This is a genomic window from Priestia sp. JSM ZJ58, from assembly GCF_044383985.1.
Lineage (GTDB): Bacteria > Bacillota > Bacilli > Bacillales > Bacillaceae_H > Priestia > Priestia zanthoxyli.
In genome coordinates this window covers 260,180-273,438 of the sequence record NZ_JBISEM010000002.1, presented here as the reverse complement: position 1 = coordinate 273,438, position 13,259 = coordinate 260,180, and the positions used below count along the sequence as shown (strand labels likewise).

At 38.6% G+C, this 13,259-nt stretch carries 14 protein-coding genes; 9 read left to right on the top strand and 5 right to left on the bottom strand.

Annotation, left to right across the window (positions count from 1 at the left end):
- Positions 1–17: 17 nt before the first annotated feature.
- On the bottom strand, positions 18–869 hold the full coding sequence (gene lipL, locus ACH6EI_RS22765) for an octanoyl-[GcvH]:protein N-octanoyltransferase (RefSeq protein WP_028411958.1): 852 nt from the start codon (positions 867–869) through the stop codon (positions 18–20).
- A 128-nt stretch (positions 870–997) separates the two neighbouring features.
- A complete protein-coding gene (locus tag ACH6EI_RS22760; protein WP_033580385.1) occupies positions 998–1,672 on the bottom strand; it encodes an RsfA family transcriptional regulator in 675 nt (224 codons plus the stop codon).
- A 201-nt stretch (positions 1,673–1,873) separates the two neighbouring features.
- On the opposite strand from ACH6EI_RS22760, the gene ACH6EI_RS22755 reads away from it, so the two are divergent.
- The 3 genes from ACH6EI_RS22755 (at position 1,874) to ACH6EI_RS22745 (ending at position 4,132) form a co-directional block, all read left to right on the top strand.
- On the top strand, positions 1,874–2,098 hold the full coding sequence (locus ACH6EI_RS22755; RefSeq protein ID WP_013059850.1) for a YuzB family protein: 225 nt from the start codon (positions 1,874–1,876) through the stop codon (positions 2,096–2,098).
- A gap of 193 nt (positions 2,099–2,291) precedes the next feature.
- Positions 2,292–3,599, top strand: a complete 1,308-nt coding sequence (locus ACH6EI_RS22750; RefSeq protein ID WP_013059849.1) for an HD domain-containing protein — start codon at positions 2,292–2,294, stop codon at positions 3,597–3,599.
- Positions 3,600–3,622: 23 nt separating this feature from the next.
- The gene (locus ACH6EI_RS22745) at positions 3,623–4,132 is read left to right on the top strand and encodes a YwgA family protein (RefSeq protein WP_013085498.1); all 510 of its coding nucleotides are present in this window, start codon (positions 3,623–3,625) and stop codon (positions 4,130–4,132) included.
- Positions 4,133–4,178: 46 nt separating this feature from the next.
- Here the strand turns inward: ACH6EI_RS22745 and ACH6EI_RS22740 are convergent, their stop codons facing one another.
- The gene (locus ACH6EI_RS22740) at positions 4,179–4,364 is read right to left on the bottom strand and encodes a 2-hydroxymuconate tautomerase (RefSeq protein WP_013085497.1); all 186 of its coding nucleotides are present in this window, start codon (positions 4,362–4,364) and stop codon (positions 4,179–4,181) included.
- A 273-nt stretch (positions 4,365–4,637) separates the two neighbouring features.
- Here ACH6EI_RS22740 and ACH6EI_RS22735 point away from each other — a divergent pair, with 273 nt between their 5' ends.
- A complete protein-coding gene (locus ACH6EI_RS22735) occupies positions 4,638–5,285 on the top strand; it encodes a site-2 protease family protein (protein WP_028411960.1) in 648 nt (215 codons plus the stop codon).
- A gap of 16 nt (positions 5,286–5,301) precedes the next feature.
- A complete protein-coding gene (locus ACH6EI_RS22730; protein ID WP_013085495.1) occupies positions 5,302–5,814 on the top strand; it encodes a YwhD family protein in 513 nt (170 codons plus the stop codon).
- A gap of 38 nt (positions 5,815–5,852) precedes the next feature.
- Here ACH6EI_RS22730 and ACH6EI_RS22725 read toward each other — a convergent pair whose 3' ends face one another.
- The gene (locus ACH6EI_RS22725; RefSeq protein WP_099331348.1) at positions 5,853–7,919 is read right to left on the bottom strand and encodes a transglycosylase domain-containing protein; all 2,067 of its coding nucleotides are present in this window, start codon (positions 7,917–7,919) and stop codon (positions 5,853–5,855) included.
- A 266-nt stretch (positions 7,920–8,185) separates the two neighbouring features.
- On the opposite strand from ACH6EI_RS22725, the gene speE reads away from it, so the two are divergent.
- The 4 genes from speE (at position 8,186) to argS (ending at position 12,264) form a co-directional block, all read left to right on the top strand.
- Complete coding sequence (gene speE / locus ACH6EI_RS22720) at positions 8,186–9,013, top strand: spermidine synthase (protein WP_013059843.1); 828 nt, start codon at positions 8,186–8,188, stop codon at positions 9,011–9,013.
- A gap of 75 nt (positions 9,014–9,088) precedes the next feature.
- Entirely contained in the window at positions 9,089–9,967 is an 879-nt protein-coding gene (gene speB / locus ACH6EI_RS22715) for an agmatinase (protein ID WP_028411962.1), read from the top strand.
- A gap of 189 nt (positions 9,968–10,156) precedes the next feature.
- Entirely contained in the window at positions 10,157–10,597 is a 441-nt protein-coding gene (locus ACH6EI_RS22710; protein WP_014457736.1) for a YwiB family protein, read from the top strand.
- Complete coding sequence (gene argS / locus ACH6EI_RS22705; protein WP_033580387.1) at positions 10,594–12,264, top strand: arginine--tRNA ligase; 1,671 nt, start codon at positions 10,594–10,596, stop codon at positions 12,262–12,264. The genes ACH6EI_RS22710 and argS overlap by 4 nt, the downstream gene beginning before the upstream one ends.
- A 32-nt stretch (positions 12,265–12,296) precedes the next feature.
- On the opposite strand, the gene uvsE is transcribed toward argS, so the two are convergent.
- Positions 12,297–13,250 (bottom strand): UV DNA damage repair endonuclease UvsE, encoded by a 954-nt coding sequence (gene uvsE / locus ACH6EI_RS22700; protein WP_034263994.1) that lies wholly within the window; start codon positions 13,248–13,250, stop codon positions 12,297–12,299.
- Positions 13,251–13,259 lie beyond the last annotated feature (9 nt).

Genomic DNA, 13,259 nt, shown 5'->3' with positions numbered 1-13,259 from the left:
CCTAGGGCGGAGTTTTTTTATTCGGCTAATGAACCCAACGCTTTTTCATTGCGGTCATACATGCGCTGCAGCTGCGTCTCAAACAGCATTTGTTCGGTAGCATTTAAAGGCATATTTACAAGAGAAGAGCTCATGCTATTCAGTGTTTGCAATAAAAGCAGCATGACATCAGAAACGGTTAAATCAATCTGTAATAGTTCAGATAGAGAAGCCATTGTATGAGGCTCGATATCTGGGTATGAAAATTTAGTTTCTGTGTTTTGGAGCCCTTTTTTGTAAAACTCTTGAATGAGAGAAGCGCGTTTAGAGCCGCTTCCGTTAACGCATAAGTAAATTTGTACGGCCACACCGCCGCGAACGCGTCGCTGTGAAATGCCTGCAAATTTTTGATTGCGAATGCTCAAATCAAAGCTGCCGGGACAATAGGATCCTACGATTTCCTTCGCTTCAATTGCGGTACCGTAAGATGCAAACATGGCCTTAATCAAATCAAACATGGCTTCATAGCCACGATCAATATCAATTCCTTTTTCTGCATCTGGAAAAATTAAAGAAATGTTTAGAACATCTTGATCAAGTACGACAGCGAGGCCGCCTGAATTGCGGACGATTGTTTTATACCCTTGTTCATGTAAATAAGCTGCACCTTCAGCCAGGTGAGGGAGCTTTGTATCTTGAATGCCTAATACAATCGTATCGTGATGCACCCATGAGCGCATGACAGCTGGAGATTCACCTCTTCCAACGGTTGTACAAAGCGTGTCATCGATGGCAAAAGAATGACGGGCATCAAAATGAGGACCTAGACTGGATTGATCAATAATACGCCAAGCGGGCTGTGCTAAAAGTTTCAAACTATTCTGCTGCATATCTCAAACCCCTTTATAAACAGTAAACGAACATATTATAGCATAAAGGCGTCAGGTCATTGTCTGTAAAATAGAAAAAGAAGAAAGCAGAGCCAAGTTTGACATCCCTCTTTCTTCGTTCGTGTAGCTTATTCAGCCATTTTCTCAAGATTTCCGTTACGATCCATTTTAAACGTAGTAGAAGAACGCTCTTCTTCATCAAATAGAGCTAACTTTCGCGCACGGTTCATGATTTGCATTAATGTTTCATAGTCTTCTTGAATAGTAGTAGCATTAGCTTCGAGATGTTTAATTTGTTTTTCCAACTCTGTGTTTTTCTTAGCTAACTCTGCATTTTCTTGCATCAAGCGTTTGTTTTCGCTTTGCAATGCTTGTAAATTGCTCGCTTGATTTGGCATTGTTTGCAAGAAGCGAATAACATCAGCCATTGAAAGCTCCTCACTGCTGCTTCTTTCTACGTGTGTTTCAGGTAAGCTATATGTTGCTGTAGGCGCAGACATCATTTGTTCCACATGCTCTACAGATGCTGGTGGCGTATATAATAATTTCTTTTTGCCTTGCTCTTGTCCAAGTGCACGCATACGCTGTTTTCGCTGTTTTTTAGCTAGCTGCAGTGCTTTTTCATACTGATGGCGTACAACAGCATTCCATCTGAATCCACATGCTGCTGAAGTTCGATTTAATTCATCTCCAACTTCTTCAAACGCATTCAACTGCGTACTTCCTTCGCGGACATGGCGCAATACTGTTTCAGCTAATAATAAGTCGTTTTCTTCTGTCCAAGCATCTTGTCTATCTTTCACTTTGTTCACTCCTCTATTTTCCATGACTCATAGTAATCATGTTTTGTAGTATCATCATGTACAAAAAATCCATACTTTATACCATTTCTTCTAGGAGTATGATAGATTTTGCTTCCTTCTTTAACTTGCATCGGACTTCAAATAGGGGTAAAATACCCCTTAGACAAAATGATGAACCAATTTTGAAAGGATTGTGTCAACATGGCAAATGAATTTAGAATTTGTGATGATTGTCAGGCAACAAACGTCAAAACGTTGTTACCTCGACTTAAAAAAATAGATGAACAAGCTGAAGTACAAATCGGTTGCCAGTCTTACTGTGGACCCGGACGTAAAAAGTCATTTGCATTTGTAAATAACCGTCCTGTAGCAGCGCCAACAGAGGACGAATTAATCGAGAAGATTGAAAAAAAAGTAAAAAAATAGATAGTGAAACAATAAATAGCTGCTTTTCTGCTACTTATTTGTCGAACGAGCTTCTTACAAACAGAATCGCCTTGTTTGTTAGGTAAATCACCTTGGTTGCTTGACAAGGTGATTTTTTATTCTGAATAGGAAAATAGGAAGTGAGTGTCGAAAAATTATAGCAACAACAAAGTGAAGATAGAGAGGTATGTAAATGACATATCCTAATGAAAAACTCAGTGAAGAAAAAGTATTTAAAGATCCTGTTCACCGCTATATCCATGTAAGAGATCGTGTTATTTGGGAGCTAATTGGGACAGCCGAATTTCAAAGGCTGCGTCGTATTAGACAGCTAGGAACGACATACTTAACGTTTCATGGGGCTGAGCACAGCCGTTTTAGTCATTCCTTAGGTGTTTATGAAATTGTGCGCCGTATTATTGATGACGGTTTTCAAGGACGCCCTGAATGGAATGAAGATGAGCGTCTTCTTTGTCTTTGTGCTGCTTTACTGCACGATTTAGGTCACGGTCCGTTTTCACATTCATTTGAGAAGGTTTTCCACTTAGATCATGAAGAATTTACACAAGCCATTATCGTAGGTGACACGGAGGTAAATCAAGTGTTGACGAAAGTGGGAAAGGATTTTCCTAAAAAAGTGGCCGAAGTAATCGCGAAAACATATGAAAATAAGCTTGTCGTTAGTTTAATTTCCAGTCAAATTGATGCAGATCGCATGGATTATTTGCAGCGTGATGCGTATTACACAGGAGTAAGCTACGGTCACTTTGATATGGAACGAATTCTTCGTGTTATGCGTCCTCGGGAAGACCAAGCCGTGATTAAACACAGCGGTATGCATGCGGTTGAAGATTATATTATGAGCCGCTACCAAATGTACTGGCAAGTGTATTTTCATCCTGTTACGAGAAGTGCTGAAGTTATTTTGACAAAAATTTTACATCGCGCGAAAGAGCTCCATCATCATTACTATGAGTTCAAGCAGGAGCCCACTCATTTTTATTCGATTTTTGAAGAAGAAATATCGCTAAAAGAGTATTTGAAATTAGATGAATCTGTTATTTTATTTTATTTTCAAGCATGGGAAGAAGAAGAGGATGAAATTTTATCTGATCTATGCCGAAGATTTATGAATCGTCAGCTTTTTAAATACATTGAGTTTAATCCAAATTCACAAATGAAAATGTGGATGGAGCTTACAACACTTTTTAAAAAAGCGGGCATTAACCCAGATTATTATTTAGTCGTCGATTCTTCAAGCGACCTACCATACGATTTTTATCGACCGGGTGAAGAGGAAGAACGTTTGCCGATTCATCTGTTGATGCCAAATAATGAAGTGCGTGAATTATCACGTCAGTCGGAGATTGTTGAAGCAATTTCAGGGAAAAAGAGAACCGATCATAAATTATATTTTCCACAAGATCTCATTGATCAATTGTCGTCTAAGCGAAAAGTTAAAGATCAGATTATAAACTTACTAAAAGGAGATCAGAGTTAAATAGTATAGGAGTTGAAGGGGCTGTGTTAAACGATCACGCAAAGATTGTGAAAGTATTTTCCGCGGCGGGAGAAGTTGTTGGCAGAAAAAAGTTACAAAAGATGATATTTATCGGAAAAAAACTGAAGTTTCCTTTTTATGAAAAGTATAATTTTCACTTTTTTGGACCTTATTCTGAGGAATTAACGCTTCGAATTGAGGAGCTGTGTAACTTGGGCTTTTTAAGTGAAATTAAAGAGAAAAAAGGCGGGTATATGCAGTATCGTTACGTATTAACAGAAGCGGGAGAAGGATTTTTAAGTCACTATGACTTAGAGCTTCCTCACTTGCAGGAATGTATGAAGGATATGAACGAGCAAAGCTCTAAATTTTTGGAGCTCGTCTCTACGATTTTATATTTTGATAACTTACCTAAAGAAGAAGTAAAAGAAAAAGTGTTTACGTTAAAGCGTAAGCAAAACTATACAGAAGAAGACATTGCAGAAGCATACGAATATATTGAAAAACTTCAGGCAACTCTGTCTGTACATTAAAAAGATGCCATAGGTCAACTCCTATGGCATTTTTTTTATGTAGGCGTTATTGATCGCTCATGCGCTTGCCCGCTACAGCGTAATGGTTTTTAGACATTTCTTCGATGATAATGGATACTTTTTCAGGTGATGCACCTGTTGTTTCTACAACAGCATCCGTTACTTTTTCAACAAGAGCTCTTTTTTGATCATCTGTACGGCCCTCAAGCATCTTAACAGTTACAACTGGCATAATGTGTACACTCCTTTTTGGTCAGTATATGATTAGTGTACCCGTTTTCTGAATAAAATGACAGTATGAGGTAGTGATGCAGGTCATAATCTGTAGTATACTTTTTATCATAACATCGATGCTAAAAACCAGGTGGGGCCATAGGGAGCCCATGTCTGGTTTTTGAGACCTTTGAGGCCATGTTCAAGAAGCCTTGTATCCTTCTTCGTAAGCAAACGGTTTATTTAGTAGATATGATGTGTAGAAATTATTTTAAAATAAAGGAGATAAAGAGTGGAACATTTTTTAGCTTTTTCATTGCAAGACCTTCCTTACGTGGTGATGACCCTTATTGTTGCATTCACACTGCATGAGTTTGCACATGCGTATGTAGCTTATTTATTTGGAGACCACACGGCTAAAAAGCAAGGAAGGCTAACGCTTTCTCCGCTGGCACATTTAGATCCATTTGGAACGCTTTTGTTAATTATCGCAGGTTTTGGATGGGCGAAGCCGGTTCCTGTTAATCGCTATTTCTTTAAAAAGCCTCGTTTAGCTGGTATTCTAGTATCGATAGCGGGACCGTTTAGCAACTTGTTGTTGGCATTTATCGGCTTGCTTATTTACTATTTGATGAACAATGCCGCAGTGGACAACGATGCGCTTTATCGTTTTTTTACATTATTTATTCAAATAAACCTAACACTAGGTGTATTTAACTTGTTGCCTTTTCCGCCTTTAGACGGCTACCGCGTGATTGAAGATCTCGTTCCGCCGTCTACGCGAGCCAAAATGACGCAGTATGAGTCTTGGGGTATTTTTGTATTTTTGATTCTTGTGATTACACCTCTGGATCGAATTGTAATCTGGCCGCTTCTAAACGGAGCAGCAACGTTTGTGATGAATATCTTTCAGCAGATATTAGCACCACTGATTTACTAAATAGAGGAGGCTTACTATGACTCAGCCAAAAAAGAAAAGTATAGGATTTAATATCATAAAAGACGATTCAACCGACGGCCACGGCGGCTACGGGGTTGGAGCGTTAAGTTTAGAAAACATTTCACCGGTTTTTGTTTGCCCAAGCGATGAAGAAGTATTTGTCGATATTGGTGCGATGCATGCCAGAAGTGTAGTAGAAAAAGGAATTAAGTTCTTACCGAATAAAGACGAGGTGCCAAACGGCAAGTTATATTGGCTTGTATGGGTAACGATTGATCGCAAGCAAGAAGGACCTTACTACGCAGGTATGACAGCATGTGAAATGACCGTTGATCGTGAAATTCGCCGCGGCTATAAGTCACTTCCTGAACATGTAAACAAAATGGATAAATCCTTAAAACGACGCATTATGGTAGAAGAAATGGATAACAAGTCTAAGGCTTTGCTTCGTGAGTTTTTGAAGTCTCATAATGAAGAAATCTGGACGTTATCTAATGATGACTTAAAAGAAGCGCTTCAAACATCGTAATGCTAAAAAAAGCTTAAGGCCAAGGCCTTAAGCTTTTTTTAATCAAACCATTTTGGGAACCAGTGAAATTTTTTACCTTCTGTTTCACGCTCTTTTTTCTTCGTTTTTGTTGCATGATCGATGTGATCAGTACAATATGTTTTAGGCTGTGTTCCAGTTAAATAATAAGCTTTATATTGAACAGGACATGATTTGGATGCTAACTTTCCATTTTGAGGATTAATGTTGACGCTCATTAATCCGTTTGGTGCTTTAAACTTTTCTTTTTTCTTCCCTTTTAAAGCATCTTCCATAAATAGCGCCCACATTTTTTTTGCGTATCCTTTTTCAGCTACATCATCCATTGTCCTTCCTTGATCATATCCAACCCAAACGCCTGAAACGAGCTGAGGAGAGTAGCCAATCATCCAGCTATCCGTAGAGGTTGTGCCGGATTTTCCCGCGTAAGGACGAGATACATATTTAGAAATAGGCTTTCCTGTGACGGTTGTATAGCCATTTAGCTTTTGATTAAACATGCCTGTCATTAAATGGGTAGTAAGAAAAGCATAGCGTCTATCAATGACTTGTTTCCGTTCAGAAGGAGCTTGATAAACAACTTCTCCGTCATGGGTTTCAATTCGTTTAATAAATGTTGGACGAATTTCTTTTCCGCCATTAGCAAAGATGCCGTACGCATTAACCATATCAATGACTTTGACAGGTGAAGTTCCAAGAGCTAAAGATGGAACTTTCTTTAAAGGTGATGATATACCAAGTGTTTTAGCGGTTTCGATCAAGCGATTTTCCCCAATGAACAAATGCGTTTTGACCGCATAAATATTGTCTGAAAGTGCGATGGCTTGAGCCATTGTAATAGGCGCATCTGCGTAATAATTGTGATAGTTACTAGGCGTGTATGTCGAAACACCATCTTCTAATTTGAACGTCGTTTCTTCACTTTTCATTGGAGTGGATTCAGTAAAACCATCTTTTAATGCCGCATAGTATAAAAATGGCTTCATCGTTGAGCCAGGCTGTCTTACTGCTTGAGTAGCGCGGTTAAACGGGCTCTTTTCATAATCTCTTCCACCAATAAGAGCTTTCACTTGTCCATTTTTAGGATTCATCGCAACAAATGCACTTTGTACGTCTGAAGAGCTGCTGATAACATCTTTCATTTTTTCTTCTGCCGTTCGCTGCATCTTTTCATCCAGCGTTGTATAAACGCGAAGTCCATTTGTATAAATCATGGTTTCATCAATGCCTAAATCTTGCTTTAATTCTGCTAGCGCTGCATCCATAAAGTAAGAAGCGTCTTCTTTGTTAGGATCTTTTTCAGCAGGCTTTGAAAATGCTAGGGGAGTTACCAGCGCTTTTGTTGCTTGCTTCGACGTAATAATTCCATCCTCTTTCATGAGAGATAAAATGATATTTTGTCGTTTTTTTGCATTTTCCTGATGAATAAGAGGAGAGTAGTAGCTAGGGCCTTTTGGAATACCGGCTAACATACTCGCTTCACTTAACGTCAAATTTTTGGCGTGCTTATCAAAGTACAGCCTAGCTGCCGCTTCAATTCCATAAGCTCCATGGCCGTAGTAAATCGTATTCATGTAGCCTTCTAGAATTTGGTCTTTGCTATAATTCATTTCTAACCGAATCGTATACAGAGCTTCTTGAAGCTTTCGAGTCCACGTTTTGTCGTGCTCTAAAAACAAGTTTCGTGCATACTGCTGAGTAATAGTACTCGCACCTTGTACTTTTCCCATAGCTTTTATATCAGCTACAATTGCTCCGGCGATTCGATGCATATCAAAGCCGTGATGCTCATAGAAGCGCTTATCTTCAACGGCTAAAGTCGCATCTTTTACGTAAGGTGAAATTTGATTAAGTGAAACCCAGTAGCGCTTTTGTCCATTGTGAACTTCATCAAGAACTTTACCGTTTGCTGAGTAGAAAACAGCTGTTTGAGAAACGTTTAGCGGAGGGGGGCCAGCGATTTTGGCGTAGAGAAAGATGCTTATGTAGGCAAACAACAATAAAGCCCCCGCTAATATACCAAGGACGAGAAGAATTCGGAAGATGCGTCTTGCCTTTTTTAAATGTTCGGTTAATACCGTTTCCATTTCTATTCACCACCAATATGTGTCACTATGCACCATACATGTTGCTTTCAACACAACAAAATTCTATTAAAAGAGCGGTGCAAGTAGATTCTAAAGCTTGTATCTATCATCAGTATGAAATAGAAAAGGAGGTTTTAAACCTCCATTGCTAAAAATTTTACTTGCTTTTTTGCTGAATTCATCTATACTTTTTTCATGTTTGTATAAATTATGTTAGGGTAATCTATGCATAGGTTAATTCTCAAAATAGAAGGGAAGATTTTGAAATGGAATTATGGTTCACAGAAAAGCAAACAAAGAACTTTGGTATTACAGCTAAAATTAATCGCACTTTACATACAGAGCAAACGGAGTTTCAAAAATTAGACATGGTTGAAACAGAAGAGTTTGGTAACATGCTCCTACTTGACGGTATGGTTATGACAACAGAAAAAGATGAGTTCGTTTATCATGAAATGGTTGCGCATGTACCGTTATTTACGCATCCAAATCCAGAAAACGTACTAGTTGTAGGTGGAGGAGACGGAGGCGTAATCCGTGAAATCTTAAAACACCCAAGCGTAAAAAAAGCGACGTTAGTTGATATCGATGGAAAAGTTATTGAGTACTCAAAAAAATTCTTACCTTCAATTGCGGGTAAACTAGAAGATCCTCGTGTTGATGTACAAGTAGATGACGGATTTATGCACATCGCTAAAAGCGAGAACGAATACGATGTCATTTTAGTGGATTCAACAGAGCCAGTAGGTCCAGCTGTGAATTTATTTACAAAAGGATTCTATGCAGGTATCTCAAAAGCACTTAAAGAAGATGGTATCTTTGTTGCTCAATCGGACAACCCTTGGTTCACGCCAGAACTTATCTCAAATGTTCAGCGTGATGTAAGAGAAATCTTCCCGATTACACGTCTATACGTAGCAAATATTCCAACGTACCCAAGCGGTTTATGGACATTTACAATGGGCTCAAAGAAACATGATCCATTGGAAGTAAGCGAAGATCGTTTCTTTGATATTGATACAAAATATTACACAAAAGAATTGCACAAAGCGGCATTTGCCTTACCTAAATTTGTGCAAGATCTTATTAAATAAGTTATCACATACAAGTGAGATGCCAGAGGTTTAAGGCTGGCATCTTTTCTATGAGTAATGAAGGAGGAACAAAATATGCGTTTTGATGAAGCTTATTCAGGTAATGTATTTATTGGCAGTCACCCTGTTTTTGAAGAAAGTGAAGCGGTTCTTTACGGAATGCCAATGGACTGGACAGTTAGCTATCGTCCAGGTTCACGATTTGGCCCAACTCGTATTCGTGAAGTATCAATTGGATTAGAAGAATACAGCCCGTATTTAGATCGGGAGCTAGAAGAAGTGAAATATTTTGATGCAGGAGATATTCCACTTCCATTTGGGAATCCTCAGCGCAGCTTGAACATAATTGAAGAGTATATCGACCAGCTTTTAGCAGCGGACAAGTTCCCATTAGGCATGGGCGGAGAGCATTTGGTTTCTTGGCCTGTTATGAAAGCTATGTATAAAAAATACCCGGATTTAGCCATTATCCATATGGATGCTCACACAGACCTTCGTGAAGAGTATGAAGGAGAACCACTTTCTCATTCCACTCCAATTCGTAAAGTTGCTGAACTAATCGGACCGGAGAATGTTTATTCATTTGGTATTCGTTCAGGAATGAAAGAAGAATTTCAATGGGCAAAAGAAAACGGTATGCATATTTCAAAATTTGAAGTTCTAGAGCCGTTAAAAGAGATTCTACCAACACTTGCAGGTCGTCCTGTTTATGTAACAATTGATATCGATGTATTAGATCCAGCGCACGCTCCTGGTACAGGAACAGTAGATGCAGGCGGTATCACATCAAAAGAGCTTTTAGCTTCTATTCACGCAATTGCTAAATCAGATCTTCGTATTGTCGGAGGAGATTTAGTCGAAGTAGCTCCAATTTATGATCCGTCTGAACAAACAGCTAATACAGCAAGCAAGCTTATTCGCGAAATGATCTTAGGCTGGGTTCAAAAGAAATAAATAAAGTAAAAAGGCGGCCGCCTACGGCCGCCTTTTTTGTTTGAAATATGTGAGTACGTCAAACACAGTGAAAAAAGGAATTCTCGGCTTATCTATCATATTTCCTTTGAAGTATTATTGAATTCTTTCTTTAGAATGTTTATACTATTTAAGTTATAACGTATTCATTTTAATAAGGAAGTGTCTTTTGTGAGTAACGCTTCAGAAGTCAAAAAACCCATTGAAGTTAAAATTGTGACGGATATCCGTGATGGTCACCGAAAAGAGACAACATCGGTAAATGCAAAAGGTATGTATTATGAAAAAGGATCGAAAATTTATCTTACATACACAGAGCGCCAAGAGGAAATCGGAGATATTAGAACAATGGTAAAAATTAGCGAAGACGAAGTATCAATTAACCGAACTGGTGCTGTTCAAATGAAGCAATCGTTTCGTAAAAAGGTACAGATCGAAGGAACTTATATAAGCCCTTATGGACGTATGGATTTACTAACATTCGCTCATAACATTGAATATAAACAAATGACTCAAAAGGGTCGGTTATTTTTAACGTATGATCTAGAAGTACAGGGTCAGCCTACCGGGAAATATGCGTTAACCATTACATTCAAGGAGGAGAAAAAATGAACATCGTCGAACAAGTGCAGCAAAAATTAAAAGCTGAAATTCAAGATGCTGTGGTCAAAGCAGGACTTGCTGAAAAAGCAGAACTTCCAGAAGTTCTATTAGAAACACCAAAAGATAAAACACATGGTGATTATTCTACCAATATGGCTATGCAGCTAGCTCGTATTGCCAAAAAAGCACCGCGTGTTATCGCTGAAGAGCTTGTAGCAAACTTCGATAAATCAAAAGCATCTATCGAAAAAATTGACATTGCAGGCCCTGGATTCATCAACTTTTATATGAATAACTCTTATTTAACAGAGCTTATTCCAACGATTATAAAAGCTGGTGAAGCATACGGTGAGACAAACGTAGGGAACGGACAAAAAGTACAGGTTGAGTTTGTTTCAGCTAATCCGACAGGAGATTTACATTTAGGACATGCCCGCGGTGCTGCAGTTGGAGACTCATTATGTAATGTTCTTGAAAAAGCAGGTTACGATGTGTCACGTGAATACTATATCAATGATGCTGGTAACCAAATTAATAACCTGGCTTATTCAGTAGAAGCACGCTACATGCAGGCTCTTGGTTTAGAGAAAGAAATGCCTGCAGACGGCTATCATGGTGCTGATATTATAAACATCGGAAAAGAGTTAGCAAAAGAGCACGGAGACAAGTATGTAAACGCCTCTGAAGAAGAGCGTTTTGAATTCTTCCGTCAATACGGATTAGATTATGAGTTAGCTAAATTAAAGCGTGATCTTGAACAGTTCCGTGTGAAATTTGACGTATGGTATTCTGAAACGTCTCTTTATAAAAATGATAAAATTTCAGTTGCACTTGAAACGTTGAAAAAACAAGGCCACGTATATGAAGAAGAAGGTGCTACGTGGTTCCGCTCTACAACATTTGGTGATGATAAAGACCGTGTGTTAATTAAAAATGACGGTTCATTTACGTACTTAACGCCAGATATTGCGTATCACCAAGACAAAATTCAACGCGGATTTGATAAGCTAATTAATATTTGGGGAGCCGACCACCATGGATATATTCCTCGTATGAAAGCGGCGATTCAAGCGCTTGGTTATGAAAAAGATACGCTGGAAGTAGAAATTATTCAAATGGTTCAACTGTATCAAAATGGCGAAAAAATGAAGATGAGCAAACGTACAGGTAAAGCAGTAACAATGCGTGACCTAGTAGAAGAGGTAGGCCTTGATGCAACTCGCTACTTCTTTGCGATGAGAAGTGCGGATACACATTTAGACTTTGATTTAGATTTAGCTGTTTCTCAATCTAATGAAAATCCTGTATACTACGCGCAATATGCTCATGCCCGTATTTGCAGTATTCTTCGTCAAGGTGAAGAGATGGGGATTCAATCAACATCTGGCGCCGACCTTTCATTAATTAGTGCAGAAAAAGAAATGGAACTGCTGAAGAAAATCGGAGAGTTCCCTCAGGCCGTAGCGGAAGCAGCAACAAAACGTATTCCGCACCGCATTACGAACTATGTATTTGATCTTGCTTCTACGTTCCATAGCTTCTATAATGCAGAAAAAGTATTAGACAGCGATAATATAGAAACAAGTAAAGCGCGTATTGAACTAGTGAAAGCTGTTCAAGTAACGCTTCAAAACTCCTTAAAACTAATTGGTGTTTCAGCACCTGAAAAAATGTAAATAAAAAAAGAGCCTCTTGGCTCTTTTTTTATTTAAAAAACAAGCGTGGCGCCTCCCGTACGCTTTACTCCTCTCATTGATGCTAAATCTTCCACTAATTTTAGCAGCGCTTTATCTTTTAACTTTGCTTCAATCATTACGTCAAAATCTTGTCCCATATCTTTAGCTATTTGCAAAAAAGGTGCGATGAAATCAGTTGAGACATAATCAGAGTGACTTCTAAATTCTTTTTCAGATTTAGGAGAAGAGATATGTACTTTTGGTTTTAATCCGATATGTTTCCACGTGTCAAAGATACGAGGGAGCAATAGGTCAAGAGGTTCTTCTCCTTCATTTGCTTTATGGTGGTGATAATCAAAGAGGAGAGGGACTTTCTCTTTTTCGCATACGGCTAATGTTTCTTCAGTTGTGTATGTTTTATCATCGTTTTCAAGAGTCATGCGCTTTTTAATGGCAGGCGGCAGCGTTTGAATGTTTTCATGAAATCGACCAATCGCTTTTTCTTTATTGCCATAAGCTCCTCCTACATGAATATTAATAAGAGCTTGATCAGCTACTCCCATCGCTTCAAGCATTCTATAGTGATAATCCATATCTTTTACCGCATTTTCTGTAATGTGTTTTTTGTCGCTTGTAAATAATGTGAACTGATTGGGGTGAAAACTCACGCGCAGCTGATGATTCCGAATCAATTCTCCTATCTCTGACCAGTCTTCTTGGAACGCATCAATGTAATTCCAAGCTACTTCAGGATGAGTAGCTAAAGGGACAAGAGAAGATGACAATCGATACAGCATAATTTCGTGGGCAATATTAAAATGCAAAGCGCGCTTAGTATGATTCAAATTTTGTTTTGTGACGTGATGAAGCTTATCCAGCCTCTCATCTTTTTTCATTTTTCCCCATCTAGTAAACGTGAGGGTTTTAGCAGGTGAGCAGTCCCAAAGCGACAGTGCATGTGATACATAGCCAAATCTAATTTTCATGATAAATCT

Excerpts from the sequence above, each read along its gene's own strand:
- lipL (WP_028411958.1), bottom strand. The coding sequence starts at position 869 with ATGCAGCAGAATAGTTTGAAACTTTTAGCACAGCCCGCTTGGCGTATT.
- ACH6EI_RS22755 (WP_013059850.1), top strand. The coding sequence starts at position 1,874 with ATGGCAAATGAATTTAGAATTTGTGATGATTGTCAGGCAACAAACGTC.
- ACH6EI_RS22750 (WP_013059849.1), top strand. The coding sequence starts at position 2,292 with ATGACATATCCTAATGAAAAACTCAGTGAAGAAAAAGTATTTAAAGAT.
- ACH6EI_RS22740 (WP_013085497.1), bottom strand. The coding sequence starts at position 4,364 with ATGCCAGTTGTAACTGTTAAGATGCTTGAGGGCCGTACAGATGATCAA.
- ACH6EI_RS22730 (WP_013085495.1), top strand. The coding sequence starts at position 5,302 with ATGACTCAGCCAAAAAAGAAAAGTATAGGATTTAATATCATAAAAGAC.
- ACH6EI_RS22725 (WP_099331348.1), bottom strand. The coding sequence starts at position 7,919 with ATGGAAACGGTATTAACCGAACATTTAAAAAAGGCAAGACGCATCTTC.
- speE (WP_013059843.1), top strand. The coding sequence starts at position 8,186 with ATGGAATTATGGTTCACAGAAAAGCAAACAAAGAACTTTGGTATTACA.
- speB (WP_028411962.1), top strand. The coding sequence starts at position 9,089 with ATGCGTTTTGATGAAGCTTATTCAGGTAATGTATTTATTGGCAGTCAC.
- argS (WP_033580387.1), top strand. The coding sequence starts at position 10,594 with ATGAACATCGTCGAACAAGTGCAGCAAAAATTAAAAGCTGAAATTCAA.
- uvsE (WP_034263994.1), bottom strand. The coding sequence starts at position 13,250 with ATGAAAATTAGATTTGGCTATGTATCACATGCACTGTCGCTTTGGGAC.